This is a genomic window from Streptomyces griseus subsp. griseus (assembly GCF_003610995.1).
Taxonomy (GTDB): domain Bacteria; phylum Actinomycetota; class Actinomycetes; order Streptomycetales; family Streptomycetaceae; genus Streptomyces.
The window spans coordinates 5,897,989-5,924,871 of the sequence record NZ_CP032543.1 but is presented as its reverse complement, the minus strand read 5'-3'; the positions used below and the strand labels follow the sequence as shown (position 1 = coordinate 5,924,871).

The 26,883-nt window shown below is 75.3% G+C and carries 1 protein-coding gene; it reads right to left on the bottom strand.

The features are described from left to right. Positions 1-42 precede the first annotated feature (42 nt). Complete coding sequence (locus D6270_RS26615; RefSeq protein WP_413251967.1) at positions 43-26,751, bottom strand: lonely Cys domain-containing protein; 26,709 nt, start codon at positions 26,749-26,751, stop codon at positions 43-45. Between the last annotated feature and the right edge of the window lie 132 nt (positions 26,752-26,883).

The window sequence follows — 26,883 nt, the reverse complement described above, 5'->3', positions numbered from 1 at the left end:
CGCCCGGGAGAGGGCGCGGGCCTCTCAGCCGGTCCGGCCGCGTCATGTGCCGTCCCCGGTCCGCCGGTCCGTGGCCGGCCCGCCGTCCGCCGTGTCAGCGGCTTCGGTGCCGGTCGGCGGCGCGAAGCGCGGGTTGGGGATGAAGGACCCCACCGGATTGCCGTCCAGTATCGGCTGGACGCCCCGGATGTGACGGCCGGCCACGCCACCGGGGAAGAGCACCTCCTCCTGGTCGGGGAAGGGGGAGGCCGGGCCGAGGGTGGCGTTCACGTCGATCCCGCCGGGGGCCACGATGTCGTAGCGCCAGCGGTAGCGGCGGAAGAGGGCAGGCGCCCCGGCGGGGTTGGCGCGCGCGCTGTCGCGCACATAGTGCTGATTGGCCGTCGTGCTGGAGAAGAGCGTCCTCGGGGTCAGGTTGCTGTTGTAGACGTGGTCGATCAGGTGGACCATCTCGGGGCCGTAGGGCTTCAGACCCTCGGCGAAGACCCGGTCGGGCCCGTCGGGGCTGAAGCGGTACAGCGGGCCGTCGTGGTCCCGCCACAGCGCCTCGGGCAGCTTGCCGCCCGCCAGGACGGCGGGGTCCGCCGCGACGGACGCCGGATCGACCGGTGGAGTCGGACTGACCGGCCCCGTGGCGGGCCAGTTCGCCGGAATCTCCATGAGCTCCTCCTGGCCCTCGACCCGCCCGGTCACCGCCCGTAGGCGGGAGGAGGCGACGAGGCCCCGGCCGGGGAGGTACCAGTCCCAGGACGGGCCGCTGTCGTAGAGCCGGCCGTTCATGTCGGTGACGCGCCCGGCGGTCGGGCCGTCGGGGTTGTACTCGCCGCGCAGCCCGAGGGAGGCGATCTCGGCCACGAAGACGTGGAACTCGGCGTCGTCCTGCCCGAATCCCCATACCCGCTGCCATCCGTCGTCGATGAGCAGGGGGAACTCGGCCGTCGTGTCCGCGAACCGCCCGTCGAACCGGCCGTCCGCCGAGTACCGGACGGGCGCACCGGACGTGTCGCCTCCCGGCCGGCCGGGAGGAGCGGTGGACGGCGGGGCGGAGGTGGGGGCGGCGGCCGTGGGCGCGGAAGGCGCTCGCTGTGCCGTCGTGCCCGAAGCCCTGGGCACGGACCGCTGGTGCTGCGCGGGAGCGGACGTCCGCTCCTGCCCGGCCGGTTCTGGCGCGCCACCGCCTCGCGCGGAACGGGACAGCGGGGCCGGGACCGGGCGCGGCGCGTCCTCGGCCGAGGCCGGGTGCGCGGGACGGGTCCGCTGCCAGGCGGTGGCCCCCGGGTCGGTGCCGTCGGCCGTCGGACGCAGGGTGAGCACCGGGTCACCGGTGCCGGAGAGGTCCACCGGGAAGCCGGTCCACCACACGGTGCGGCCCAGTCTGCGGGCGACCCGGTCCGCGAGGGCGGCGGCGTCGGCGGCCGGGCCGGGAAGGGCCAGGACCACCGGCACGGTCAGCTCCGCACGCAGCAACGCCGGGTCCGCTGCCACGAGTTCGGCGAACTCGCCGGCAGTCGCCGCGTAGGTGTCACCGCCCCAGGAGACCTCGACAAGATCCGAGTCGTCCGCGTCGGCCCCGGCCCACACGAGATACGGGACAGGCCGGTCCTCCCCGTTCGCACCCTGGGCCCAGGGCGTGTCCACGAGACCGGCCGGGGTGCGGAACCGGGTCAGGTCCACACCGGTCGCCCCGCCGCCGGTGAAGTCGCGGCCGGTGCCGTCCGACGCGCCCTGCACCGTGTCGAACGCGGTGTCCTCGTACGCCCCGGCCTCCTTCAGCGCGTACGCCGCCGCGGTGTCGGGGACGGACGCCTCCCGGCCCACCGCGAAGGCCCGGGTCAGCACGTCGAGTGCCTCAGCGCGGCGGGCGTGGGCGGCGCTCGGGCCCGGGTCCCGGTGAAGGACCCGGGCGGCGAACTCCTGCGCGTCCGGACCGGTTCCCGGCAGCGTCTCCTCGGCCTTGACCCGGGCCCAGAACATCCGGGACAGCTCCGCCTCGCCCACCTCGTCATCACTGAGCCGCAGAACGGCGGCGGCCTCGGCCTCCACATCCTCCTGGGCCAGCCACTGGGCCGCGGCCTCCACCGCGGGCAGGTCGACGAAGCCGGCGACCCCCTCGCCCGGGTAGCGGCTCCAGTGCTCCGCGGCGGCGGCCAGCACCCGGCGGGTGGTCGGCCCGTCCACCCCGGCGGCGGCCTCCGGGTGTGCGGCGACGACCCGGTGGAGCAGGTCCAGCGTGAACGGACCCGCCTCCTGGAAGTCGGAGTCGCTGCGCCACATCTGGTCCACCGCCGCCGCGCCGCGCAACAGTTCGTCGAAGCCGGGGTCGTCGTCGATGTCATGGCCGAGGGTGAACCGCAGCGCCCGCACCAGGCGCAGCGTCGCCGTACGCATCTCGTCCGACACCTCGCCGTCGCCGGGGCTCACCCCGGCCACCTCCGCCAGCCGGTCCAGCTCGTCCTCGTCCGGTTCGGGCCGGGCCAGGGCCCAGGCCCGGCGGCGCCCCTGGGCGTCGGCGAACAGGGTGCGCTGGTAGCGGCCGTTGCTCTCCCGGGTCCCCTGGGGTCCGTAGGCCAGGCGTACTGCCCGCCCGGTGGCGTTGGCCACGTGCTGACCCATGGAGACCGTGGCCAGCGGGTCGGCCACGAAGGGGCCGCCGTAGGCGTCGGAGGCCATGCTCGGCCTCGGCACGGCGCTGTCACCCGGCGCCCCGCTCCAGCAGACGACGAGGTCGACCCAGTGGTCCTTCGGCAGGGTCGTCAGGCTCTTGCGGCGGCGGAGCCACGGCCCGGCCTCACGCTCGTCGATGTCGCGGGTGGTGCCGTCGCGCAGGGCCAGGGTGAGACCGCCGGGAGAGCCGTGCATGTCCAGCCGGTACGCGCGGTCCTCGGGGCCCGGCCTGGGCATCTCGTACTCGCCGGAGACCCGGTCGGTGGCCGGGTGGTCGTGGACGAACGTACCCATCCGGTCCAGGTGGCGGTCGTCGTCCTCGAAGTCCCGCGCGAACTCGGCGGGATGGTGGGAGGCCCGGCCGATCTGCCGGCCGCTGAGCGCGCTGACGAGGGCCCGGGTCACCACGTCGTGGTGCCAGTCGGGCACGTCGTCGTCGGGGTCCGGACCGAGCCCCGGATCGCTGGCGATCCAGTCGCCCCGGGGGGTCTTGGGGGTGCGGACGACGTCGATGGTGCTGGACTCCCCCGGCGCGGACTCGACGGTGACGCGGCCGCTGTGCGCCCACACCGTCCGGCCGGTGCGGTCGGCGAGCCTGCGGGGCAGATCGAGGTAGCCGTCGGCGGTGAAGGGGACGGCGAGCACGATCGGCGTGTCCGGCGGCAACGCCTCCCGGGCCACGTCCTCCGCGACCAGCTCCACGAACACCTCGACGCCCAACTCCCGCACCGTGCCGTCGGGGAGCCGAGCCTCCACCCGGTCGCGCCCGCCCTCTGCGGCCACCACGTACGGGGTCGTGGTGCTCGGCCAGGGGGTCGGTGAGGTGCTGAGGACGTCGTAGCCGCCTGCCGGGTCCGCCTCCAGCAGGTCGCTCCGGGTGGTGTCCAGCGCGATGACGTCGCTGGTGCCCCAGTTGAGGCCCGGTACGCGGCTGCCGCCCACGGTGAAGTGGTGGGCGCGGCCCGGCGCGGTCACGCCCAGCTCGGAGAGGTGGTACGCGGCCAGCGCGGCGAACCCGGTCGCCCGCCCGGCCGCCGTGGCCCGGCCCACCAGGTCGAACAGCTCCTGCCTGTCGTCCTGTTGGACGGCGGCACCGGGGTCCAGGTGCAGGACGCGGCGGGCGATGGCGTCCACGTCCAGCGGGCGGGTCCGCAGCGCGCGGTCGCGGCGGCGCAGGGTGTCGAGTCGCTGCACCGCCACCGCGTCCGGCGGCAGACGGAGGGCGATGACCGCCTGGCGGCCCAACTCGGCCCGGCTCACCTGGGCGAGAACGCCGGTGCCCACCCAGTCGGCGGGCACGCGCGCCATGGCGCGGACCGCGAAGGGGAAGTCCTGAGCGGTCAGGCGGGTTTCGCCGGTCGGCAGATCCCGTTGCAGCCGCTGCAGTTCGCTCTCCAGCAGCCGGGTGAAGCGCTGACGCGCGGTGAAGGCCCGCCGCCTTCCGGGCGAACCGGTGGACGCCCGGTCGGGGCCGACCTCGGCACCGTAGCCGGTGACCTCGACCCGGGGCAGGGCCGCGCCCGCCCGCCGGTTGCGCAGACCGGTGGCCGCCACCTGGGCCGCGAGCAGCTCCAGGGTCCGGTCCCCCTGAGCCGAGGGGCTCATCTCGTCCCGCCCGTACGCCACCAGGGTCCGGGGCGGCAGCGGCTGGAGGGCATGCACCGAGGCGGGGGCGACGGGGACGGCGGGAAGCGCGGGCGCCGTCGGTACGGAGGTGGCCTCGACTCCCTCCATGGGGTCGCCGACGGAGCTGCGGGGGTTTCGGGGGGAGCCGGTGGCGGGGGCATCGCTCCGGGAAGTGCCCGTGGACGGGTCGCCGTTCCGGGCGGGAGCGGTGGCCGTATCGCTGTCACGGGAGGAGTCGGCGGACAGGACGCCACTCCGGGCGGACGCAGGGGACGGGGCGTCGTCCCGGGCCAGGTCAACGGACCTGTCGCCGTCCCGGGCGGAGTCGGCGGCCACGTCGCTGTGGGTAGCCGGGTCGCTGTTGGTGGCCGGTGTCGGCGCACCCGGACCCGGTGCCGGGGTGGCGGGTACCGTCGGCACGCCCAGATCCGGGGCGGCGGGCGCCGTGAACCGCCAGTCCGTGGCGCTGGGCTGGCCCAGTGTGGAGAAGTCGGGCACCAGCAAAGGGAGTTCGCCCTCGGCCGCGTCCGGGGCGGAAAGCTCCACCGGGGACGTGCTCCACCACACCGGACGGCCCAGCCTCCGGGAGACGGTCTCCGCGACCGCCGGGCTGGGGCCGCCGAGCCCGTCGAGCAGCAGCAGGACCGGCGCCGACGGCTGGAGCCCCCGCAAGTCGGCGTCCGCGGACAGCAGTTCGGCGAACTCGGCGGCCGTCAGCCGGTAGGACTCCGTGCCCAGGGTCACCTGGACGTGGCCGCTGTCCTCCAGGTCGACCGAGGCCCGTACGGCGTAGGGCGCCGGCCGGTCCTTGCCGTCCGCGTCCTGTCCGGCCCACGGCGCGTCCACCGTCGTGTCCGCGACCCGGAAGCTGTCCAGCCGGGGCAGCAGGGTCGCGAGGCCGCGCCAGTCCCGGCCGGAGCCGATCGCAGCGCCCACGGTGGTGATGAGCGCCGGGGCCGTGAGGGCTCCGGCCGCCTCGACGGCGTACGCGCCCACCACGTCCGGGTCGGCCATGTTCCGGCCCGCCGCGAAGCCCCGGGTGAGCAGGGCGCGGGCGCGGGCACGCAGGGCGTCGTCCAGCTGGGTGGCCGGGTCGAGGCGGAGGGCGCGTACGGTCAGCGCGTCGGCGGCCGGGCCGGGGCCGGGCAGCGTCTCCTCGGCGCGGACCCGAGCCCAGAACATACGGGGCCGGTGCGCGGGCGCGTCGGCGGGGTCGGCCAGCCGCAGCGCGTCGACGGCCGCCCGGTCCACCGCAGCCGGGTCGGTGAGCCAGTCCGCCGCCGTGCGCAGCTGCGGGAGCGGGACGAAGCCGCTCACCGGCAGCGCGCCGCCCGCGTCCCGCCACGCCTTCGCCGCCTCGGCCAGCACCTGGCGGGTGACGTCCCCGTCCACGCCGCCCGCGGCGAGGGGGTGGGCCGCGATCACCCGGCTCAGCAGCTGCGGCCAGAACGGGCCGGTGGGCTGGAGGTCCGGGTCGGCGAACCACATGTTGACGACCGCCGCGGCCCCGGCGACCAGCGCCGGGAAGTCGTCGGCCACCACCACATCCGGGCCCATGACCAGCTTCAGCGCACGGACGACGCGCAGCAGTTCGGAGCGGACACGCGGGGACGGCCCGCCCTGGAATCCGGCCTGCTCCGCCAGCCGGTCGAGTTCCGCGTCGTCCGGTTCCGGACGGCTGGTCTCCCACCACCAGGGGCGTCCCTGGGCGTCGGTGGCCAGTACGCGCACCGGGCCGTCGCCGAAGCGGACCACGCCCTGGGAGGAGTACGACAGCCGTGTCGTGCGCCGCAGCCGGTTCGCCAGGTGCTGGCCGAGGGAGAGGGCGTCGTCGCCGAGCGGATCGGTGGTGAAGGCGGCGGGCAGGGCGTCCTCGAGCTGGGAGACGTCCTGCGCCGAGCCCTGTGCCGGGGCGCCCGAGTGGCAGATCACCAGGTCGACCCAGTGGTCCTCGGGCAGACTCACCAGGCTCTTGCGCCGCCGCAGCCAGCCGGTCGCCTCGTCCCGGTCCACGATGCGGCTGGAGCCGTCGTCCAACGGCAGGGAGAGCCCGCCCGGCAGCCCGTGGCCCGCCAGCCGGTACGCCTTGTCCGCCGGGCCGGGATCTTCCATCGGCCGCTTGTCGGAGTACGTGTTGGTCGCGGCGTCCCAGTGGACGTAGAAGGACATGTGGTCGAGGTCGCGGTAGCTCTCGCGCTCCCCGACAAGTTCGAAGAGCTCGTGGAAGCTGCGTCCGATCTGCTCACCGGTCCGGGAGCTGACGATGGGCTGGGTCAGCACCCTGTGGTGCCAGGCCGGGGCGTCGTCGTGCGGGTCCGGCGCCAGTCCGGGGCGGACCGGGAGCCAGGTGCCGTCCGGCAGGCCGTCCCGGTGGAGCACGGCGAGGGTGTTCGTCGCGGCCGGATCGGGGTTGCGCCGGGCCAGTCCGCTGTGGACCCAGACGGTGCGGCCGGTGCGCTCGGCGAGCTTGCGGGGCAGCTCCAGGTAGCGGTCGCCCGCCGACGGCACGGCCAGCACGATCGGCGTCCGCCCGGGCAGCGGGTGGCGGGTCAGGTCGGCGGCGACCAGCTCGGCGAACTCGTCGGCGTCCAGCTGCCACGTGGTGCCGTCCGGCAGCTGCGCCGTCACCCGGTCGTGGCTGCCCTCGGCCAGCACCGGGTACGGCGTCGTGTCCCACGGCCACGGCGCGACGTCCGCGTTCCCCGCGCGGACGGGGGTGCCTGCCGGGCCGGTGGTGAGCCGGTCCACGAAGAGGGTGTCGAGGGCGGCGGTGTCGGTGCCGGTCCAGTTCAGGCCGGGCACCCGGGTGCCACCGGCCGAGACATGGCGGGCCCGGTCGTCCGCGAGCAGGCCCTGCTCCTCCAGGTGGAAGGCGGTGAGCGCGGCCAGGCTGTTCGCCCGGCCGGCGGCGATGGCCCGGCCGGTCAGCGTGTACAGGTCGCGCCGCATCTCCGGGTCGACGAACACCGACGGCTCCAGGTGCCAGATCCGGCGGGCGACGGCATCCACGTCCAGGGGTCCGGTGCGGAGGTCGCGGTCCGTGCGGCGCAGCGCGTCCAGGGCGTCCAGGGCGGCTGCGTGACGCGGTGACGTGACGCCGATGGTGGCCTGGCGGCCCAGCTCCTCCCGGCCGATCCGCCCGGCCAGGGCCACGGCGGCGCCCTGGCCCGGCACCCGGCTCCGGCCTCGCGCGGTGATCGTGAGGTCCTGCGGCCGCAGGGGCGTCGCGCCGGTGGGCAGCCCCGCCTGGAGGGTGCGCAGGGCGTGGTCGAGATGGCGGACGAACAGGTCGCGGGTGGTCCGCGCCCGCAGGTCGCCCTGGGCCTGGGCGGCCTGGTCCCGATCGCGTGCGGTTCCGGCGCCGCGCGCGTCAGCGCCGTATCCCGCGATGTCGATCCTGGGCAGCGGCACCCGGTTACGCCGGTTGCGCAGCGCGGTCCGGGCCACCTGGTGGGCCAGCCGTTCCGTGGTGCCGTCGGCGCTGTCGGCGGTCCCGGTGGAGTTCGGGGCGAACGGTACGAGGGTCAGCGCGGGCAGCGTGGTGAGCGGCCGGGCGGGCGGTGCGGCGGGCACGGCGTACACGGGCTGTCCGTCCCCCTCGCCCGGTCCGACGGGCACGGGGGCGGGCGGGTCGAAGGTGAAGCCGAGGTCCGGGAGTTCACCCAGGTCGCCCAGGTCGCCGAGGTCGCCCAGATCCCCGAGGTCGCCCAGGTCGCCGAGGTCACCCCAGGTGTCCATGTCTCCGAGGGCGCCCCAGACGGCCAGGTCGAGGCCGTCCGGGACGGAGAGGAAAGCGTCGGGCAGACCGGAGCCGTCCAGATCCATGGCCATGCCCAGGTCCGTGGCCGGGTCCGGAAGGTGGCCCTGGCCGGGGTCCGCGTCGGGCATGTCCAGGTCGGGCAGTTCGCCGCCCTGACCGGACTGGAGCGCGGGCGTTCCCGGCGCAGCGCGTCCCGTCGTGGGACCCTCCGGCGGTACGGACCAGCGCGGTGCCAGTCCGAGGCCTTCGCGCAGGGTGTCGGCCAGCTTCGCGGCGGATTCCCGGACGCCCTCGGCGCCCGGCTCCGCGGTGAGCAGGTGACCGGCGATCCGGCGCACCGCGTCGCGGAAGCCGTCGCCCGCGAACCGTGCGTCGGACAGGACCGGGTGGGGCTGGGGAGGGAGCACCAGGACGACGGCGGCCGCCCAGGCGCGGGCGGTCTCCTCATCGCTCCGGGCCCCGGGGGCCGTGGCCCGGAGGGCGGCGTACGTCCGGGCCCAGAGGCGGCGCGCCACCTCGGCGGCGACCGCCGCCGTCACCCCGGTGGTGTCATCGGTCCGGGCGAGGCGTACCCGGGTGAGATCGGGTGCGGAGAGCCTTTTCGCGGGCAACCGGTCCCCGAGCAGCGCCATCTCGGCGTGCGTCCCCGGGGAGAGGGTGACGCCCGCGGCGCGCAGGTCGGCCCCGGTCACGGTCTCACCGTCGTCCGGCGGAACCGGCGTGGGGGGCAGGTCGGCCTCGGTCACCTGGTCCAGGAGCCATGTCCGGTGCTCGGTCTCCAGGGGAACGGCGGGGGCCGGTTCGCGGGGCGCGTCGGTGTCACCCGGTGCCGGGGCGGAGGGGGTGCGTGTGTCGGCCAGGGTCTCGGGTGCCGCCCCGAGCGCCCAGAGCCGCTCCTCGGCCCGCTCCACCAAGGCCCGCGCGTCGTCGATGGCGGACCGGCCCGCAGGGGCTGTCCGGTCCGGCCCGGTGGTGCCGGCCGCCGCGCGGAACACCTCCCGGGCCTGGTCGTACGCGGTCCGGGCCGCGGCCGACTCGGCGTCGGAGGCCGGAGGTGCGGTGCGTCCTCCCGGCGGAGCGACGTCGGCCGACGGGTCGGCGGTGGACGGGGCCGTCCGGGCGGTGGGGCCGGTGGCGCGCGGGGCGTCGGGCCCGTCGGCCGCCGGGTCCAGGGCCAGCGGGATGCTCAGGGCGGCTCCGCCGCTCTCCGGGGCCAGGTGGAGGTGCGTGGCGTCGGCCGTGATCCGGTACGGCGCGGCGTCCGGGTCGAGTTCGCCGAGCGCCGGAAGGAGGCTGTCGAGGTTGGCGACCCGGCCGAGCCAGCCGTTGTCGCCCCGCAGGAGCGCCCCGGTCTCGGGGTGGACGAAGTCGTCGCCGAAGCGCGTCCACCCCGTGGGCGGGACCTCTTGGCCGTCGGGGAGCCGGAGGTGGCCGGAGTCCGCCACCTCGTAACGCAGCTGCTCCATCCGGGATGTGGTGGACCGGGTGTAGGCGAACCAGCGGTGCGGGCGGGGCTCCGGCTCCTTGCCCTTGCCGGTGGACGGGGTGCCGTCGGACGGCAGGCCGGTGGAGAGGGCCGCCGTCGCCGCCAGACCGCCGAACCGGGGCCGCATGAGGGTGACCGGCCGGCCGATCGGCCACTGCTCGGCGAGCGGGTCGCGGCCGTCGTCGGGCGAACCGCCCCGCAGGCCGCGCAGGGCGATCTGCCGGGGGCCACCGCGTCGGTCGTCGACCGTGATCTCCACGGTGGCGACCCGGTCGGCGCGTGCCTTCTCCACGCGTACGGAGGTGGCCTCGACGAGGAACCGGTCAGCGTCCAGGTGGGGCCCGGGGGTGCCGTCCTGGAGGCGGTGGAGGGCGTCGGCCAGCTCGCGCCGGAAGGCCGCGGCGACCGCGTTCGCACGCACCCGGCCGATGTCCCGGCTCAGCCGGGAGGTCCGTCCGCCGGCCATCGTGACCTGCGGCAGCGGCAGGTCGTGAGCGGCGTTCCAGAGCCCGGTCCGGGCGACCCGGGCGGCGACGTGACGGATCGTGCTCGCCGCGGCGGCGGGCGCCTGTTCCGCATCGGGATCGAAGTGGACCGTCTGCGTCCGCTCCTCCTGGCCGTGCAGGATGACCGTGGTGAGCGGGTTGGCCTCGGCCGCGCCGTCCTCCAGGAGGCGCGCGTTGACGTCGTGGGCCGACTCGCCCGGCCGTCGGCTGAACATCCTCATGTACCAGAGCTGCTTGCCGGGGACGGTCTTTTCCAGGCGCTCCAGGTGCTTGGACGCGGTCCTGACGACGCCATCGAAGGTGCGTCGCGCCTCGTTGCGTTCGGGCGAGCCCGCGGCGGTGCTCGCCACTTCCTGCTGGGCCAGGGCCGCCCGGGTCAGCAGGATGGTCAGGTCGAGGTGACCGCGTACCTCCTTGAGGCCCTCGTCGACGCCGGCGTCCTCCTGGCGGGCGATCTCCCGGCGCAGGGTGTCGGCCTGTTCCCGCAGCTCCGCCACGTCGTGGGCGCGCAGGTTGCTGAGCACCATCCGGCGCAGCCGTTCCTCGCGTGAGCCGGCGCGGGCGTGGTTCTCCAGGGAGACCTGGTGGGTGCCGTCCTCACTGGCGAGGACCACGGTGATGAAGTGGTAGCCGAAGTAGGACTCGCCGGACTCCGTCGAGGGCTTGGCGTAGTTCGTCTCCAGACTCGGGCCGTGCTCGCCCGGGGCCGCGACGGACTGGACGAGATAGGCCTCGCCCACGTCCGCCCAGGCGAACTCGTTGACGCCGATCCTTTGGGCCGCCTCCGTCATCGCGGTACGCCGGGGGTCCTCGGGGCGCTCCAGACTCAGCGCGCTGCCGTACGCGGCGGCGGGCAGCGGTCCGGTGCCGTCCCCACCGATGGGCCGGCCGTCCTTGCGGACCTGCGAGGCCGCCCAGTCGGTGCCGACTGAGCCCGGGCTCAGCACACCGTCGGCGACCTGGCCCAGGGCCTCGGCAAGGTGGTGCGTCCCGGTGACCTCGGCGCCGTCGGAGGCGTTGGCGGGCGCGGTGGCCGGCGGGCCGCCCGCCGGGTCCCGGAAGACCAGGTGGGAGGTGCGGCCGTCGTCGGCGAGCATGATGGCGAAGTCCCGGCAGACCTCCTCGGTGGACTGGCCGGTGGAGTTCAGGAAGACCGGGGTCACCCGGAACAGCTGCCGGTTGCCTCCGTCGGGCGTGGGCAGGACGATGCCCCGCTCCTCGTCGAGTCGGAGGCGTACGGCCAGGCCCGCCCGGGTGAGCTTGGCCGTGGCGTCGGCGACGGCCTGACGGGTGGCGTAGACCTGCTGGCCGTCGTAGCCGTCCAGGGTCGCGAGGGTGCGGTCGGCGGAGATCCGGAGGGCCGGGTGGCCGTGGACGCTCTGCGTGTCCCAGGTCTGTTCGGCCAGGAGCAGCGTGGGCGGGTCGTCGGTGCCGGCCAGGGCCTGGGGCGGCCGCCAGTCGTTGAGCGGTTCGCCGGGGTTACGGAACAGTTCGCCGTCCCCGTGGCCGTCCGCGAAGCCGTACTGCCGGGTGGTCAGCGGGCGGGCCCGGCGCGCCTCGGCGACTGGGGCGTCCGGGACGAAGGAGCGCTCCTCCGCCGGTACGTCGGTGGGCGGGCCGCCGGCGACGGGGTCCTGTCCCGGGAGCAGGGATGCCCAGGGGTGTGCCCCGGCGTGCGGCGAGGGGCCGGTGGTCAGGTGTTCGGCACCGCTGCGCCAGTCCGTGGCCACCCGGGGGGCCGCCTCGGAGTACCAGACGCGGCTGCCGGTGAGGTCCGCGACCTGGCGGGCGAGCGTCTCGATGTCCTCGTGCCCCAGGGCGAGCACCACGTCGTGGCCCGCGGGCCGGTGCGGGTCGCGGGCGATCAGCCGGGCCAGGTCCGCCGTGTCCTCGATCCGCAGCGTGCCGTCCGGGGTGTGCAGGTGCACGGCGGACGGGGCGGACTGGGCCAGCACGACGTACGACTTCGGCCAGGGCGCCGGCCAGAGTGTCAGCGCGCCGTCCCCGTCCTGGGCCGCGTAGGTGTCGAGCGGGGGCGTCTGCCCGCCGGTGCCGGTCCAGTCGCGTCCGGGGCCGCGGTCCGGGGCGAGCCTGCTCTGCTCACCGAGCGCGGCGTCCTGGTGCGTCAGCAGGCGGGCCAGCGCGCCGGTGTCGGCCAGTTGGCGCGGGGTGGCGCTGAGCGCCAGCGAGCCCAGCATCATCAGCTCCCGTGCGCCGATCCGGGCCCGGCCGCCGAGGCCGAGCACCTGCCGGGTCAGCTCACGGAGCTCGGCCAGGACGTCGGTCGCCTCCGCCCGCGACGCGGTCGCGCGGTGCGCCAGGTCCCGTACGGCACGGGCGGTATCGAGCAGCGCCTCGGCCTCGTACTCGCCCCGGGAGGCCGGGCCGAACAGCAGCCCGGCCCAGGTCCGGGGATCGTCCGCCGGATCGCTCTCGGTGCTCTCGTGGTCACTGTCGCTCTCGTCGGTGAACCGGAAGCGGGCCAGCGCCTCGGACTCGGGGGCGGAGGCGATGAGGAGCCGGTCCAGTTCGGCCGTCAGGTCCTGGGGGAACTCGGCCCAGCCGCTGCGCCGGTCGGCCGACGTGGGCGGTGGCGGCGGGAGCGGTGTCTCGGTGCTCCCGTCCGTGGCCGGGCGCGGGCCGGCGGTGCCGGCGTCCCGGAGCTGCGAGGGCGGGGTCACCGGCGGGTGCGGCTGGGCGCGGTGGATGCCCTCCGCCCGGTCCCATACGGCGCGGAAGCCCTCGTACATCTCGTTCTCGGCGCGGACCGCGTCCACCGGGTTGGCCGGGCCGGGGGCATCCTGTTCCGGCGTGGTCCCGAAGAGCCGTTCCAGGACGGGCAGCAGAGCGGGCTCGTTCTCCCGCACCCAGGCGGGGCCGTTGTTGCGGGGCTGTCCGGTGAACGGGTCGTGGCCGGTGTTCGTGCCCAGGTAGGCGTTGACGGCCTGGGCGAAGTACTCGAACTCGTCCCTGGAGGCGTAGTTGTCGACCGGCTGTCCGTCGTTCGCACTCCGGCGGGGGCCGTCCGGCCACTCCACGTCGGCCGGGTCCTGGCCGGCGGGCGGGCTGAGCTTGCCCCGGTAGGCGGCCGCGATGGTCCGCCGGTCGGCGTCGTCCAGCCCGTACCGGTGGATGGCGTGGGCGAACTCGTGGGTGGTGGTGGAGTATCCGTCGGCGTAGCCCTGCGCACCGGCCACGCCGGTGGTCTCGCCGAGCAGGTTCTCCTCGGTGACGGCGGTGTTCAGCCGCCCGAGACCGCGCACGGTGTCCCAGGTCCGCCGGTCGGTCCCGGACAGCTCACGGCCCGCGAGGTCGCGGAACGGGCCGAGCTCGGTCAGGGCCTCGTTCCTCGGCGCCACCAGGACCCGGGCGCCACGCTCCAGCAGCCGCGTCGCCACGTCGGGATCGCGCAGCATGGCCGTGATCCGCGCCCGCGCCTCACGTCCGGCGGAGACGGGCTGCTCGACCCCGGGGGCCACCTGTACCAGCAGGTTGGCCACGGTTTCGGCGAAGTCGCGGTCGCTCAGCTTCGAGCGGAGCGCCGCCGCGAGGCCGGGCCGGGCGGCCAGGTACTCGCGGTCGGCCGGCGAAAGCAGCGCCAGCCGGGTCGCGCGGTCGGCCGCCGACAGCTCCGGGAGCAGCCGTGCCAGCTCGGTGAGCGGCCCGGCCTGTGCGCCCAGGCCCGCCGCGTCCTCCACGTCCTGGGCGTGCTCGTCGGGGAACCGTCCGCCACCGGCGACGTGCCGGCGCAGCTCCTGTTCCGTGAGCGGGTGGACGTTCCAGTAGCGGCCCCAGTTGTCCCGGTAGTCCAGCGCGGGATCGTGGCCGGGGATCGAGTCGAGCGCCAACTGGGCGCCGCGCATGACCTCGTGGAACGAATGGTGGTCCGCCGAGAGGGACATGGCGATCATGCCGGCCCGGATCAGCCCGAGGTCCAGGTCGAGGCCCCACTGGTCCCGCATCCGGGCGGCGTGCACCAGGAAGCGGTACGTCGAACCCGCCGTACCGGTGAGGACCAGGCCGCCCGTCTCCTCGGAGGTCTGCTGGAGTCCGGAGCTCATCGCGAGGTCGTACACGGAGGAGGCGGGCATCCAGGTGAGGCCGAGGTCGTTCACGGCGAAGGGGCGCTCGGCCCGGCTGAGCGGCGGCCGGACGTCGTCGGGGTCGACGGGAAGCGTGTGCTCCCTGGTGGCGCGGGCGAGCGCGGCCTGCTTCTCCGGGGCGGAGAGGGTGTCGTCCAACCGCAGCTGTTCGGCGAGGCGCTCCAGCTGGGTGCGGCCCTCCGCCTGACGGCGGCTGGGGCGCTCCGCCTCGATCTCCGGGTTCGGCTCCTCCCTGCCGCCCAGCATCTCCGGCACCAGGTCGCTGGAGATGCCCTGGAAGAGGAAGGTCACCAGCTCGCGCAGGTTGCCGGCCCGCAGCACCTGCTGGAGGGCGGGCCGGCCGGCCCCCACGCTGCCGGGCATGCTCGGGTTCTCGCTGCCGAACGTGGCGAGGGCCCGCGGATACTGCTGCCGCGCCCGCTCCCACGCGGCACGCGCCATCTTCCGGAACTCCTCGGTCACCGCCTCGTTCTCGGCGAGGTGTTCGGCCAGCCGCCGCTCGAAGGCGACGGACTCCTCGGCGTACCGGATGCGGGCCTGGACCCACGCGGGCACCGGCGCGCCCCGGTCGGGGCTGGGCGTCGCGGACCGGCGGCCCGGCCGGGAGCCGTCCCGGCCGGAGGGCGTGGTGGTGCCGGGCCGGGTGGCCGGGTCCGCACCGCCGGAGAGAGAGCTGCCGGGCGCGGCCTCGGTGGTCGGGCGGCGCAGGGCGGACGGCTCGGTGGCGGGCGGCCCGCCGACGGGGGCGGGGCGGCCGGGTGCCGTCGGGGAGGGGTGCCGGTGGTCGTCGATGTCGACGGTCACCATCCGCCCCCGGTCCGGGTCGGTGGCACGGCGGACCCGCTGGGCGTCCAGGGTGAGCGTGAGGTCGGAGAGCCGGACGTGCGGGCCCGGGGCGCCTTGCTGGAGCGTCCTGAGCAGGCGGACCAGCCGGTCCCCGAGCGCCTTGCCGACCGCCTGAGCCCGCTTCTCGCCGCTCGCCTGGGACCGGTTGCCGTGCCCGGTGACGGTGACCGCGGGCAGGGGCAGGCCGTTGGCGCGGTTCCACAGGGCGGCGCGGGCCAGCGACAGGGCCAGGGCGTCCAGGTTCTCGCCCGCTTCGGGCGAGAGGGTGTGCTGCTGCTCGGCGAAGCGTACGGTCCGCTGGTCCGGGCGGAGTGTGTGGCCGTGCAGGGCGACCGTGGTGAGCGGATTGGAGACGGCGGGCGAACGCTCCGACAGCAGCGCCGCGTTGACGGCGTGCGCCGATTCGCCGGGCCGTTTGCTGTAGGCCCGGAAGAACCACTGGTCCTTGTCGTCCAGGACCGGTGCGGCGGACCGTACGGCGTCCCGGGCGCGGGCCCGGGCCTGGTCCACCTCGCGCTGGGCCAGGGCGTGTTCGGGGCGGTCCTCGGTGAAGTGCCACCGGACGTGCTCGGCCTCGTGCACGGCGGCCAGGGCCCGGGCGGTGCGCGCGAACCCGTCCAGCCGGGCGGTGTACGCGGGGTCGGAGCCGTCACGCCGGGCCGTCTCGGCGCGCCGCTCGGTCTCGTCGGCCAGCATGTCCAACTGGCCCTCGTCGTAGCGGTCGAGGTTCTCGTCGACGATCGCGTCGAGCCGGTCGGCCGGGATGGGGGTGCGGGAGTGGGTCTCGTTCTCCAGGGTGATCTGGTGGGTGCCGTCCTCACTGGCCAGCACCACCTGGGCGAAGTGGTACGGGGCGTGCGGGCCCACCGGGTCGCCGGGCTTGGCGTGGTTGTGGGTGAAGAGCTGGGCGCCGCCGTCGCTGGTGGTGCTGACCGACTGGATCAGGTAGCCCTCGCCGACCTGCGCCCAGGCGTGCTCGTTGACTCCGGTACGCGCGGCGGCCTGGGCCAACGGCCCGCGCAGCGCGTTGTCCTGGGTGTGGCTGAGGGCCTGGCCGTACGCCTCGCCGGGAGTCGGCGCGCCCACGACGCCGCCGGTGAAGCGCGGGTCCCGGCCCGCCTGCCGGGCGGCCCAGTCGGGGGTGACGCCGGTCGCGGGGCGGGTGCCGTCGGCGACCTCCGTCAGTGCCTGGGCCAGGTGGTGGGTGCCGGTGACCTCCCGGCCGTGCAGCCCGTTGGCGGGCGCGGTGGCGACGGTGCCGTCGGGGGTGCGGAAGGCGAGGTGGGAGAGCGGAGCGGCGTCCGTACCCGCGACCATCCGGGCGAAGTCCCGGGTGAAGGCGTGCTCGGAGGTCCCGGAGCCGGTGAGGAAGCGGGGTTCCACCCGGAACAGCGGTTCGCCGGGGGTGCCGTCCTCGCCCTTGAGGATGACGCGCACCGACGGGTCGGCCTCCAGCCGCACCCCGGCTCCGGCGGCGGCGAGCCGGGCCGAGGAGGACTCGATGGCCGCACGGGTCGCGTACACCTGCCGGCCCCGGCCGGTGGTGTCGTTCCCGGCCGAGTGCAGCGCCACCGTCCGGTCCGCGGAGATGTGCAGCGGGGGTCGGTCGGCGGCGGGAACGACGTCCTGGCCCTGGTGGGGCAGGACCAGGGCCAGACCCTCGGTCCCCTCCCGCGCGCGGACTACGCCGACCGCGCGGGGGCCGGGCTCGGTGAACAGCACCCCGGTGCCGCCGTCGTCGACGACCTCGTAGTCCCGGGTGATCAGCGGCCTGGGGCGCAGGGCGTCGATCCGGCGCTCGAACTGGGCCTCGTCGGCCAGCCGGTCGAACTCCGCGTCACCGTCGCTGGTGGAGTCGCTGTCGCTGCTGCGGCCGTCGTCGCTGTCGCTGTCGCTGCTGAGGTCGCGGGCGCCGGGCAGGCCGGGCAGCTGCGGGGGCGGGGGCGTGCTCCAGTCCGGCCCGGTCTCCCCGTCCCTCCGGTGCACCACCAGGTGGGCGGCTCCGGTGGTGGGGTGGGTGGCGACCTCGGCCGGTCCCAGCGGGTACCAGACGGGGCGGGCCGTCGTTCCGGCCACCAGGTTGGCGACCCGCGCGGCGAAGGCCGGGGGCAGGGCGAGGACGATGTCGGCGCCGCCCGGCCGCCGGGTGTCGTAGGAGATGATCCGCGCCATCTCCTCGGCGTCACGGACCACGAAGGTGCGCCACGGTGTGACGATCTCGACGCCGCCGCCCTCCGCCGCCTGACCGACGATCAGGTACGGGTTGCGCCACTGCGCGTTCTGCTCGGCCACCCGGCCGGAACGTTCGGTGAGGTACGAGTCCGGCTGCGGCAGCCCTCGCCCCGTCCCGGTGAGGTCCCGGCCCGCCGGGGTCCGGTCGGCGGTGTGCAGCAGGGTCTCCTCGGCGAGGGCGTCCCGCCGGGTCTCGATCTGCCGGTCGACGAAGTACACGGCCAGGTCCTCGGCGCCGGCCAGGTCGTCCGAGGACGCCTCCAGGGCCAGCGATCCCAGGTCCAGCACGTCCTGGTTGGTCACCCGGGCCCGGTCGGGGAGGTGCATGACCTCCCGCACGAGGTCGGCCAGGCCGTCGCGGACCGGACGGCCGTCCGCCGCCTCCTCGACCAGGGCGTACAGCGCCTCGGATGTCTCCTGGAGCCGGGCGCGCGGCGCCCTGTTCCACTGGGAGCCGAAGAGCGCCGTCAGCCACTCGGGGTCGGCCCAGACCGGGGTGGTCCCCACGCTCTCGGAATCGGAGTCGGAGTCGGAGTCGGTGTCCGGGCTGTCCTGCGGCCGGGGCTCCGCGCCGGAGAGGGTGCTGAGTCCGTACGCCTCCTCCTCGCCGTGCGGACCGGGCGGGTCGCCGGCGGTGGGCGGCTCCGGCGCGCTCGTCCCGGACGTGACAGGCGCCTCGGACACCTTCGTCGTGGGTACGGGGGCCGGGGTCTCCGGCGTCGGTGCCACTGGCGGCGTCGGCGCCGGGGTGCGGAGAAGCAGCGGCACGAAGTCGCCGCCCCGGCGGCGGAGTCGGAGCGTCGGCGAGTCGGCGGAGGGACCGGCGTACGTGTGGGTGGTGCCGTTCTCCTCGACCAGGGTGACGGTGGCACCGGTCGCCTTCGCCGCCCACTCGGCCACCGCCCGGTCGGCGTCCGGGCCCCACGGGGCGTTGGCGAGGTGGCGGCGCAGGTGGCCGTCGCGGGCGTCCTGGCTCGGCGCGGGCACGCCCGGCCCGGTCCGGAGCGGCGGGGGCGAGAACAGCGCGTCGCGGTCCGCCCGGTCGCCGGGGAGGCCGTTGAGCCGCATCAGCTGGGCGGGCGACGCCCCGGCGCGGCTGCGGAGCCGGGTCGCCGCCTTCGGGTCACGGCCGGGCTCCACGGCGGCGTGGCGCAGGGCTGTGGAGAGTGCGGCGAAGAAGCCGTTGCCACGGCCGGCGGGAGGGCCCTGGGTGAAGGTCGCGCCGTCGGGTGCGGTGAGGACGCCGTCGCGGTCCAGGCGGTAGCGCGGGGCACCGGTGTCGTCGGCGGGCGGCAGCCAGGGCGGGGTGGGGTGGCTGCGGTGGGCGGGCGGCTTCGGGGCGGTCTCCGTGCCGGAGGAGGGCGCGCTGGTGGCGGGCAGCGCCGTGGCGGCAGGCGGCGTGGTGCCGGGCGGGAGGGCGGCGGAGAAGAAGCCGTCCGCGGCGAAGAGCACCGGGCCCGAGGAGGTGTCGGCCACCGCCGGGTCGGCACCGCGCGGGACGAACACCTGCTGCCGCCCCTCCCCCGTGATCACCGTCACCGGAGTGTCCAGGACGCGGGCCGCGAGGGCGGGCAGCAGGTCGGCGCCGCCGTGGTCGCCGGCCCTGCGCTCGGGCTGAGCCGGGTCCCCGGCGTCCGGGCCCACCGCGGCCGGCTCGGCCGTGAAGGGCCGTGACAGCGCCGCCATCGCCAGCGCCACCCGCTGCTCGGGGCTCGGCCAGAAGGTCAGCGGGAGCCGGCCGAACGCGTCGAACTCCGCCTGCTGGGCCGGGGTGAGCTCCACCTCCGCGAAGTCCAGTTCGACCTGGCTGAAGGTGTCCGCCGTGTCCAGGGCCAGGCCGTCCAGCAGGTCCCCGTTCCGGTCGTCGCCCAGCGCCCACGCGAGCCGGTTGCGCACCGCCCCGACGGCCTCCGCGGTGACCGCGGGATCGCCGGGCGCGGCGGTGAAGCGGTCGGCGAGGTCCGCGTCGAGCAGGAAGGCCAGCCGCCCCCGGTCCTGGGCCGTCGTGAGGAGCGCGTGGAAGAACGAGGCGCCGTCGTGCGGCACTTCGTGGACCTCGTGCACCGTGCGGCCGTCCGGCGAGGTGAGCGTGCGCGGGGTGGAGCCGCCGGCCTCGGTGACCTTGTACGGTTCCGGCGCCTCGGAGCGCCAGTCGGGCGCGGTGTACTCCTGCGGCGCGTCCTTCACCGGCACCGAGCCCGAGCCCTGGTGGTGGGCGGTGAGCCGGGCGGCGGCCAGCTGGAGGCGGTGGTGGTCCTTCGCGGCGGCGTCGAGGCGCTGCTGCCAGGTGCGTACCTCCTCGCGGGCCGCCTGCCAGGCGGTGACGGCCGGGGACTCGGCGACGGCGCGCGGCAGGACCGTCACCCGGTCGTCGTCCCCGAGCGCCGCCTGCTGCTCGGGACTCAGGCCGAGCCAGGTCTCCCGGGCCTTCGCGCGGGCGTCGTAGTAGTTCTTCTCGGCGGTGGCGAGGTCGGCCGTCGCCTTGGCCTGGGCGTCCCAGGCCGCGCGGGCCTCGTCGGGGAAGGTGGTGTCGTCGAGCAGGCCGTAGTCGCGGGCGATGTCCTCGCGGAGCCAGACCAGGGCGGTGGTCTCGGCCTCGGCGGCGCGCGGGCCGCGCTTCGGCTTGCCGAGCGCCTGCATCGGGCGGCTGTCGGTGACCCGGTGGTCCACCTCGGCCACCGCCAGCCAGCTGACGGGGACCGCGAAGAGCATGCTGCGGTCGGTGACGACCTTGATGTGGGTGCCGAGGGTCGTGTCGGTGGCGCTCCTGAGGGCGGTGGAGTCGTTGGCACCGCCGATCGGGACCGTGGCACCGGGGTTGGTCACGCCCGCGTTGCTGTTGCCCGCCAGCGGCGACGTACTGACCGCGCCCTCGATGTTGTCGGTGATGCCCGCGTCCAGCGCGTCGCCGGTCTTGCGCCGCTGCATGGCCTCCATGCGCGGCTTGTTCTCCACGGCCAGCAGCCGGGCGCCGTCGCGGTGCATCTTGGCGTAGAGGCGGGAGTCGGCGGTGTGGGACTGCTTCAGGAGGCGGGCGGAGGACTGGGTGGGCAGCGGCGAGCCGTCGGGGCCGAGCGCCTCGCGGAAGCCCGCGGTCAGTCCGACCTGGGAGGTGGCCTCCTGCTGGGCCTGGGCCGGGGCGGTGCCGAGGCCGGTGAGCGGGGTGTGGCGGGCCATCCGGACGCGTTCGGCGAGGGTGGTGCCGGTATGCCGCTCGCCGAGGTCCAGGTCGCCGGGGGAGCCGTCGGCGCGGGCGGTGGCGAGGGTCAGGGCGTCCTGCACGTTGGCCGCGCCGCGTATGTCCACGGCGAGGATGCCGGAGCCGATCACATCGTCGAAGGGCAGGATGTCCGGGTCCCGCTCACCGGTCTCCCCGTCCGTGGTACGCCACTGGGCGACGGACTCCGCCCGCGCCTGATCGGCCGTCAGCAGCGTGACCGCACGCGGCGGCTCCGGCACGTCCTGCTCGGTCAGCGCGCCGTCGGTGCCCTCACCGTCCGGGGTGAGCAGACTCGCGGGGAGGATCTCGTTGAGCGTGCCGACGGGGGCGGTGGCGGTGGGGCCGAGCGGCTGGCCGGAGGCGTCCACCAGGGTGGCCGTCAGGGTGTACGTGGTCACGATCTCGGCGTGCGCCTGGGTGGTGGCGATGTTGGGCATCGCGGTGGCGCCGGCCGACTCGGTCACGTTGCTGGACCGCTGCTTGGCGGCCGTGCCCTGGATCGCCGGGTTGGCGGCGAGCAGGCCGCCGTCCGCGACGCGTTCGCTCCCGCTGAGGGTCGCGTCGGCGCCGCGGTCCTGGGACCGGCCGCCGACGTCGTCGCGGGCGGTGGTGCGGTAGTCCTCCAGCTCGTAGCCGGTACGCAGCCGCTCGACGGTGGTGGTGACCGGGGTCAGTGTGAGCTTCAGCTGACCGGGGCTACCGCCCACCGGCAGCTGGTGCGGGCTGGACCAGCTGCGGTAGCGGACCGGCAGGGTCACCCCGTCGGTGGTCAGCTCGTGCACATGGGAGCGGAGGAAGTCCGGCGAGAGGCGCTGGAGCACCTGCTCCCGGTCGTGCGAGGGCACGCCCATCCGCGCCAGCTGCCCCATCAGCTGCTGCGCCGCCCGGCTCGCGTCCAGTTGGCCGCTGGGGTGGGAGGGGAAGTGGCGGCGTTGCAGGAACGGGGGCAGCCGGTAGCCGCCGCCGAGGTTGTCCGGCGTGCGGGTGCCCAGGCCGTCCGGGGCGAGCCCGGCCTCGATCGCGTCCTGCATCGGCAGGTGGAACATGACGGCGTCGCGGATGCGCTGGAGCGCGCCGGCGGCCCGGCGCGGGTCGAGGCCGCGCCCCAGGCGCTCGGAGATCCGCCCGGCGGCGGAGCTGATCCCGCCGCCGGACCGGGTGCCGACCGCTCCCATCACGGCTGTCCAGCGGTCCCGTACCGCGACGGTCTCGGCGGCGTCCGCGACCACCAGGTACATCCGGCCGGCGTAGCTGAGGGTGGTGTTGCGGCCCCGGGTGAGGGTCTGCGAGACGCTGCGGCCCTTGCCCCAGGCGTACTGGAGCGCGGAGGTGTACGCCCCCACCAGCGCCTGTTGGCCGGGGGCCTGCTGCACCGGTGTCACGCCCCCCTGGAGCCCGAGGGTGGTGCGGGAGCCGCTGCCGGAGGACCCGGCGACGCGGTGTTCGTTGCCGATGGTGGCTTCGAGGCTGCCCGGCTTCGGGTCGCTCCTGACGCGCAGGTTGTCGAGTTCGCCCCGGACCGCCGCCTTGAGGTAGTGCGTCGAGAAGGGGCCCGCACCGGTGAGCCCGGTGATGCGGGAACCGAACGGGCCGAGGTACTGGCCGAGTTGGCCGGCGACGCCGAGGTTGGCCATGGCCCGGCGCAGGGCCGTGCGGATCGGGGTGCCGGGCGCGCTGACGTGCCAGGAGGAGCCGGTGGCGCGGTCGGCGGTGTCCTGGACGAGCCGCTGGCGCTGCTCGCCGCCCTCGGCGCTGAGGACCACGTGCGGGGCGCTGAGCAGCTTGTTGACGAGCTGCCGGTCGGCCGCGGTGGTCCGGGGCAGGGGCCGTGTGCCGTCGAGCAGCTGGTCGGCCTCGGTGGAGGTGAGGGGACGCGGGGCGGGGGTGGGCGCGGGTGTCGGCGCGGGACCGGTGGGCGGCGGGTCGGCGGGGGCGTGGCGCTCGGAGCCGTGGGCCGCGGGGACGGCCAGCTCCACCCGGCCCACGGTCTCGGTGCCCCCGGAGAACAGCGGCCGCTCCGCGACCTTGCTGACGAAGACACCCGCGCCGAGCAGCCCCGCCGAGACCAGCCGGGTCCAGCCGCGCGGACGGCGGTGGCCCTCGAAGGTGGCGCCCAGCTCCACCTGGTAGCTGTAGAGATCGGCACCGTTCTGGAAGGCCAGCTGGTCGTGGGTGACCGCGACGGTGTTCTTCGTGGCGCGCGTCCACGACAGGGCCTGGCGGGCGCCCAGGGAGACGTTGCCCGCCTGGCGGGGCAGCCCGGTACCGGGGTCCTTGTCGTGGTCGCGCGGTGAGATGCCCAGCTCGACGCCGGCGGAGAGGGTGGTGGACTCCTGCTGCCCCTGGCCGGAGATCTCGGTGCCGACGACGGCGTTGCGCAGTGAGCGCTCGCTCATGGTCGTCTCGAACCGCCGGTCGGTGAGGCGGGCGCGCAGGATGAGCGTGTGGTGGCCCCGGCGGACCTTGCCGTCCTCGGTGAGGGTGACCGGCACCCCGGTGGTGGTCAGGTCGTCCAGGCTCTGCGCGAGGGTGGGCCGGTTCAGCGCCTCGCGGACCTGGCGCTCGTTGTGGAGGGCGGTCCTCATACGCCCGTCCCCGTACCAGAGCTTGGCCAGGTGGGGGTGGCGCAGCATCAGCGGCGGCACGAAGAGTGACGGGTAGGCGCGGTGGAGCGTGTCCAGGACGGTGTCGCCGAAGGCCTTCAGCGGGTCCTGGGGCGGGACGGGGGCGGGGGCCGGAGTGGTCGTCGAGGTCGTCGCCGGAGCGGGGGTGGTGGTGTTCGTGGCGGGCGCGGGGGTCGTGGCCGGGACCGGGGCAGGCCGGCGGTCCGGCACGAATCCCTCGGCGCGCACCTGGCCGCCGAGGTGCACCGGGTCCTCCCGGTTGAGGTACCACGGCACCGGCGGCTCGGCGTCCGGGTTCGGGCCGGTCGCTCCGGGCGTGCGGCTGTCCCAGCCCGCGAGGCGGCGCGCGTCCTGGGTGGAGTACCAGTCGAGGCTGACCACCCGGACCGGCCGGGCGGCGGAGGCCGGCTGCCCGGCGCCCCGCACCATCAGGGTGCGCTCCACCCGGTAGAGCGCCACCGGGTGGTTGCGGACGCGGCCGGTCACCTTGCGGGCGGCGTCGGCGCCCAGGTAGTGGCCCCGGCCGGCGCCGAGGTCCGTGCGGACCAGGGGGCCGCCCTGGAGGCGCACGTCGGTCTCGGGGCCGATGAGGGTGTAGTTCGGTCCGGCGGTGACCTGGACGCCCAGGCGGGTGTCGCGGACGTGGGCGCGCTGGTTCTGGTAGGTGGTCTGGGTGAGGTCGCGGATCTCCGACTTGACCGACTCCGTGACCAGGGTGGCCCGGTGCGGGATCGACCGCTCCACGATCAGGTGGCCGAGCGGGTGCTGTCCGCTCCCCCGGGTCAGCTCGGGGCCGGTGACCGGTCCGGAGAGCCGCCCGAAGAGTCCGAGCAACCGTCCGGGCCGTACGTAGGAGACCAGTGTGCGGTGGGCCGAACTGCCCGGCCGGGCGCCGGAGATGGCGAGCGCCACGTTCTCCGGCGGGTCCGTCAGGTGGAGGGCGGTCGTGTCGGTGATCCGCGGTTCGGCGCCGTTGGGGAAGGTGAGCGTCTCCGGCGCCCGCTTCGGCCCGTTGAAGGGCACGGTGAGGTCGTCGGGCAGCCGCCAGCTCAGTCCGTCCCGCATGGCGAAGGACGCGGAGTGCACCTCGCTGCGCTGCCAGTGCGGAGCGGTGGGCGGGGTGCCGGGCGCGGGCGTCCGCGGCGCCTCGGTGACCCGCTCCACGCGCACCCGGTAGTGGACGTCGTCGAGATGCAGGTGCGAGCCCTCCCAGGCCCGGTACTCGCTCTGGTGGTACGCCTGCGTGCCCTGGGTGTAGTCGGTCTTACGGTTCCAGCCGAGCGAGACGCCGATCTTGAGCAGCCAGTTGAGCGGCGGCCCCATGCCCAGTCCCGCGGCGATCCGGCGCCCGACCCCGACGCTGCGCCCGCCGCCCGTACCGGACTGGCCGCGCCGCACGGTGTCCACCCGGACGGTGGCGCCGCCCGGCTCGGAGAACCGCTCCCAGCGGTGGTACGGGACGGCCTCGACGACCATCTCGTGGCCGACCCCGGACTTCTCCCGGCCCACGAAGCGCGCGCCGCGCGGGGCGGTGAAGGCGCCGGGCTGGTCCTTCAGCAGGCGCAGCAGCTCCGCCTCGTCGAACTGCGAACGGAGCTTCTTCGGCAGCTGGTCGAAGACCTCCTTCGCCACCTGCTCGGGCGAGCGCAGGTTGAGGACGCCCAGGCCGTTGAGGAGGCCGGTCCTCGGCGCCCCGTCGGTCCGGGTGCCCGGACCCGTACCGCCGTCGTCCGGATCGGCGTCCGGGCTGATCAGGACGGTGGGCAGGCGGCTGCCGTCGTCGAAGGTGACGGTGCGGGGTGCGGGGCCCGGCGGCCGGGCGTCCTCGCCGGTGAGCAGCCTGGCCGGGCGGTGCCGCTCCAGCTGGGTCTCCAGCGGTACGCCGTCACCCCGGTCCGGGGTCTCCGCGACCGGAGCGTCCAGGTCGGTGATGCCGCCCATGCTCCGCAGCCACTCCCCGAACACGTCGGAGCCGGCCGGGTCGGGGGTGGCCGGGGCGGTGGCGGGAGCGGGGATGGCCGGGGTGGGGGCGGGCAGGGAGGTGGCCGGGATCAGGGCGTCGTAATGGTCGGAGCCGTTGTAGGCCAGGTGCACGGTGCCGCCGTTCCCGCCCGGGTTGAGCGGGGTGACGAAGGTGCTCGCCGGTGCCGACGGAGCCGTCCCGACGAGCCGGAGGTCCAGGTCGAGGGTGTGCGCCAGGGCGAGCGGGAGGGCGTCGGCGAAGGGCGAGGACCACAGGGCCGTGGACTCGGCCGCCGCGAGGATCAGCCCGTCGGTGCCGAGCCGGCGGGCGTCGGCGGGGGTCGGTGCCACCTCGGCGAGGTGGGGGTAGCCGCTGTCCCGGAGGATCCTGCGCCACTGCCGCCCGTCGCCCTCGGTGACGACCGCCTGCTGGATACGGTCCCAGCGCTGCCCGATCCGCTCCCGCGCCTCCGGGTTCCCCACCCCGGCCAAGGCGGTCATCCGCAGATCGTCGACGACGGCGAGCACCGGGTCCGGTGTGGCCTCGACGTCCGGGGTGAGCAGTTCGGAGCCGGTGAGCCGGTCGCGCAGCAGCGTGCGGAGCCCGGCGACGTTGAGTGCGGCCCACGCGGGCGGCACGGCGCGGCTGCGCGCGGTGTCCAGGAGCGAGCGGAAGAGGCAGTCCCCGTCGCCCGGAGTGTGCAGCCGGTGGAGCACCTGCCCGTCCGCGTGGACGGTTCCCCCGAGGTCCGGCGTCCCGGTGTCCCTGCTGAACAGGTTCACGTCCTCGGCGATGCTCTCGGGGCGGCCGGACGGGGAGGGCCGGGAGGCCGGTCGGGGCTCGGCGTGCATGAGTTCGGCGTGGTCGCTGTTGGGGCTGAAGCGGAGCAGCGGTTCGCCGGACGGGCCCTGGTGCGAGCTGACGATCTTGTCGAACACGGACTTGTCGAAAGCCGTCGGCGGATTCCAGAACATGTGCGCACCGTGCGCCACAGCCATGTCCTTGGCCCGCATCTCGTCGATCAACGCATCATGCTCAGGATGCGAAAGCCGCGAACCGTCCGGCGACGACACATCGAACACATCATGATCCCCGGTGATCGGACGGCGCCCACCATCACCATCGACACCGAATACGATCCCGTCGTGAACCGTGAACCGGCCCTCGGCCTCGTACCGGGCCATCGCCCCGGCCAACTCATGGAACTCCGTGGACCGCTGATTGAACCGCGAAACCACCCGATCCCACGCATCCACCGGAACAGAACCCTGATCCGGCAACACCGGCTTGAAATAACCGACCAGACCGACATTCCCCGCATCCGCGCCCAGCAGGACATCGACCCCGCCGACCGTCTTCGCCTTGATCTCCGGCGGCTTCGGCAACGCCCCCGCATCCAGCCACTTCGGCGCCGAAGGATTCGTCGGCCGCACATCCACGACGACATTCCGATTCCGCGCCACATCACGGAACTTGTCGAAATTCTTTTCCGGAATACCGTACGTATGCCGCGCCGTATAGGAGTCGACCTGCCCGGGCTTGGGCTTCTGCACCCAGGTGAGGACGGCGTGGTCGCTGTTGGGGCTGAAGCGGAGCAGCGGTTCGCCGGACGGGCCCTGGTGCGAGCTGACGATCTTGTCGAACACGGACTTGTCGAAAGCCGTCGGCGGATTCCAGAACATGTGCGCACCGTGCGCCACAGCCATGTCCTTGGCCCGCATCTCGTCGATCAACGCATCATGCTCAGGATGCGAAAGCCGCGAACCGTCCGGCGACGACACATCGAACACATCATGATCCCCGGTGATCGGACGGCGCCCACCATCACCATCGACACCGAACACGATCCCGTC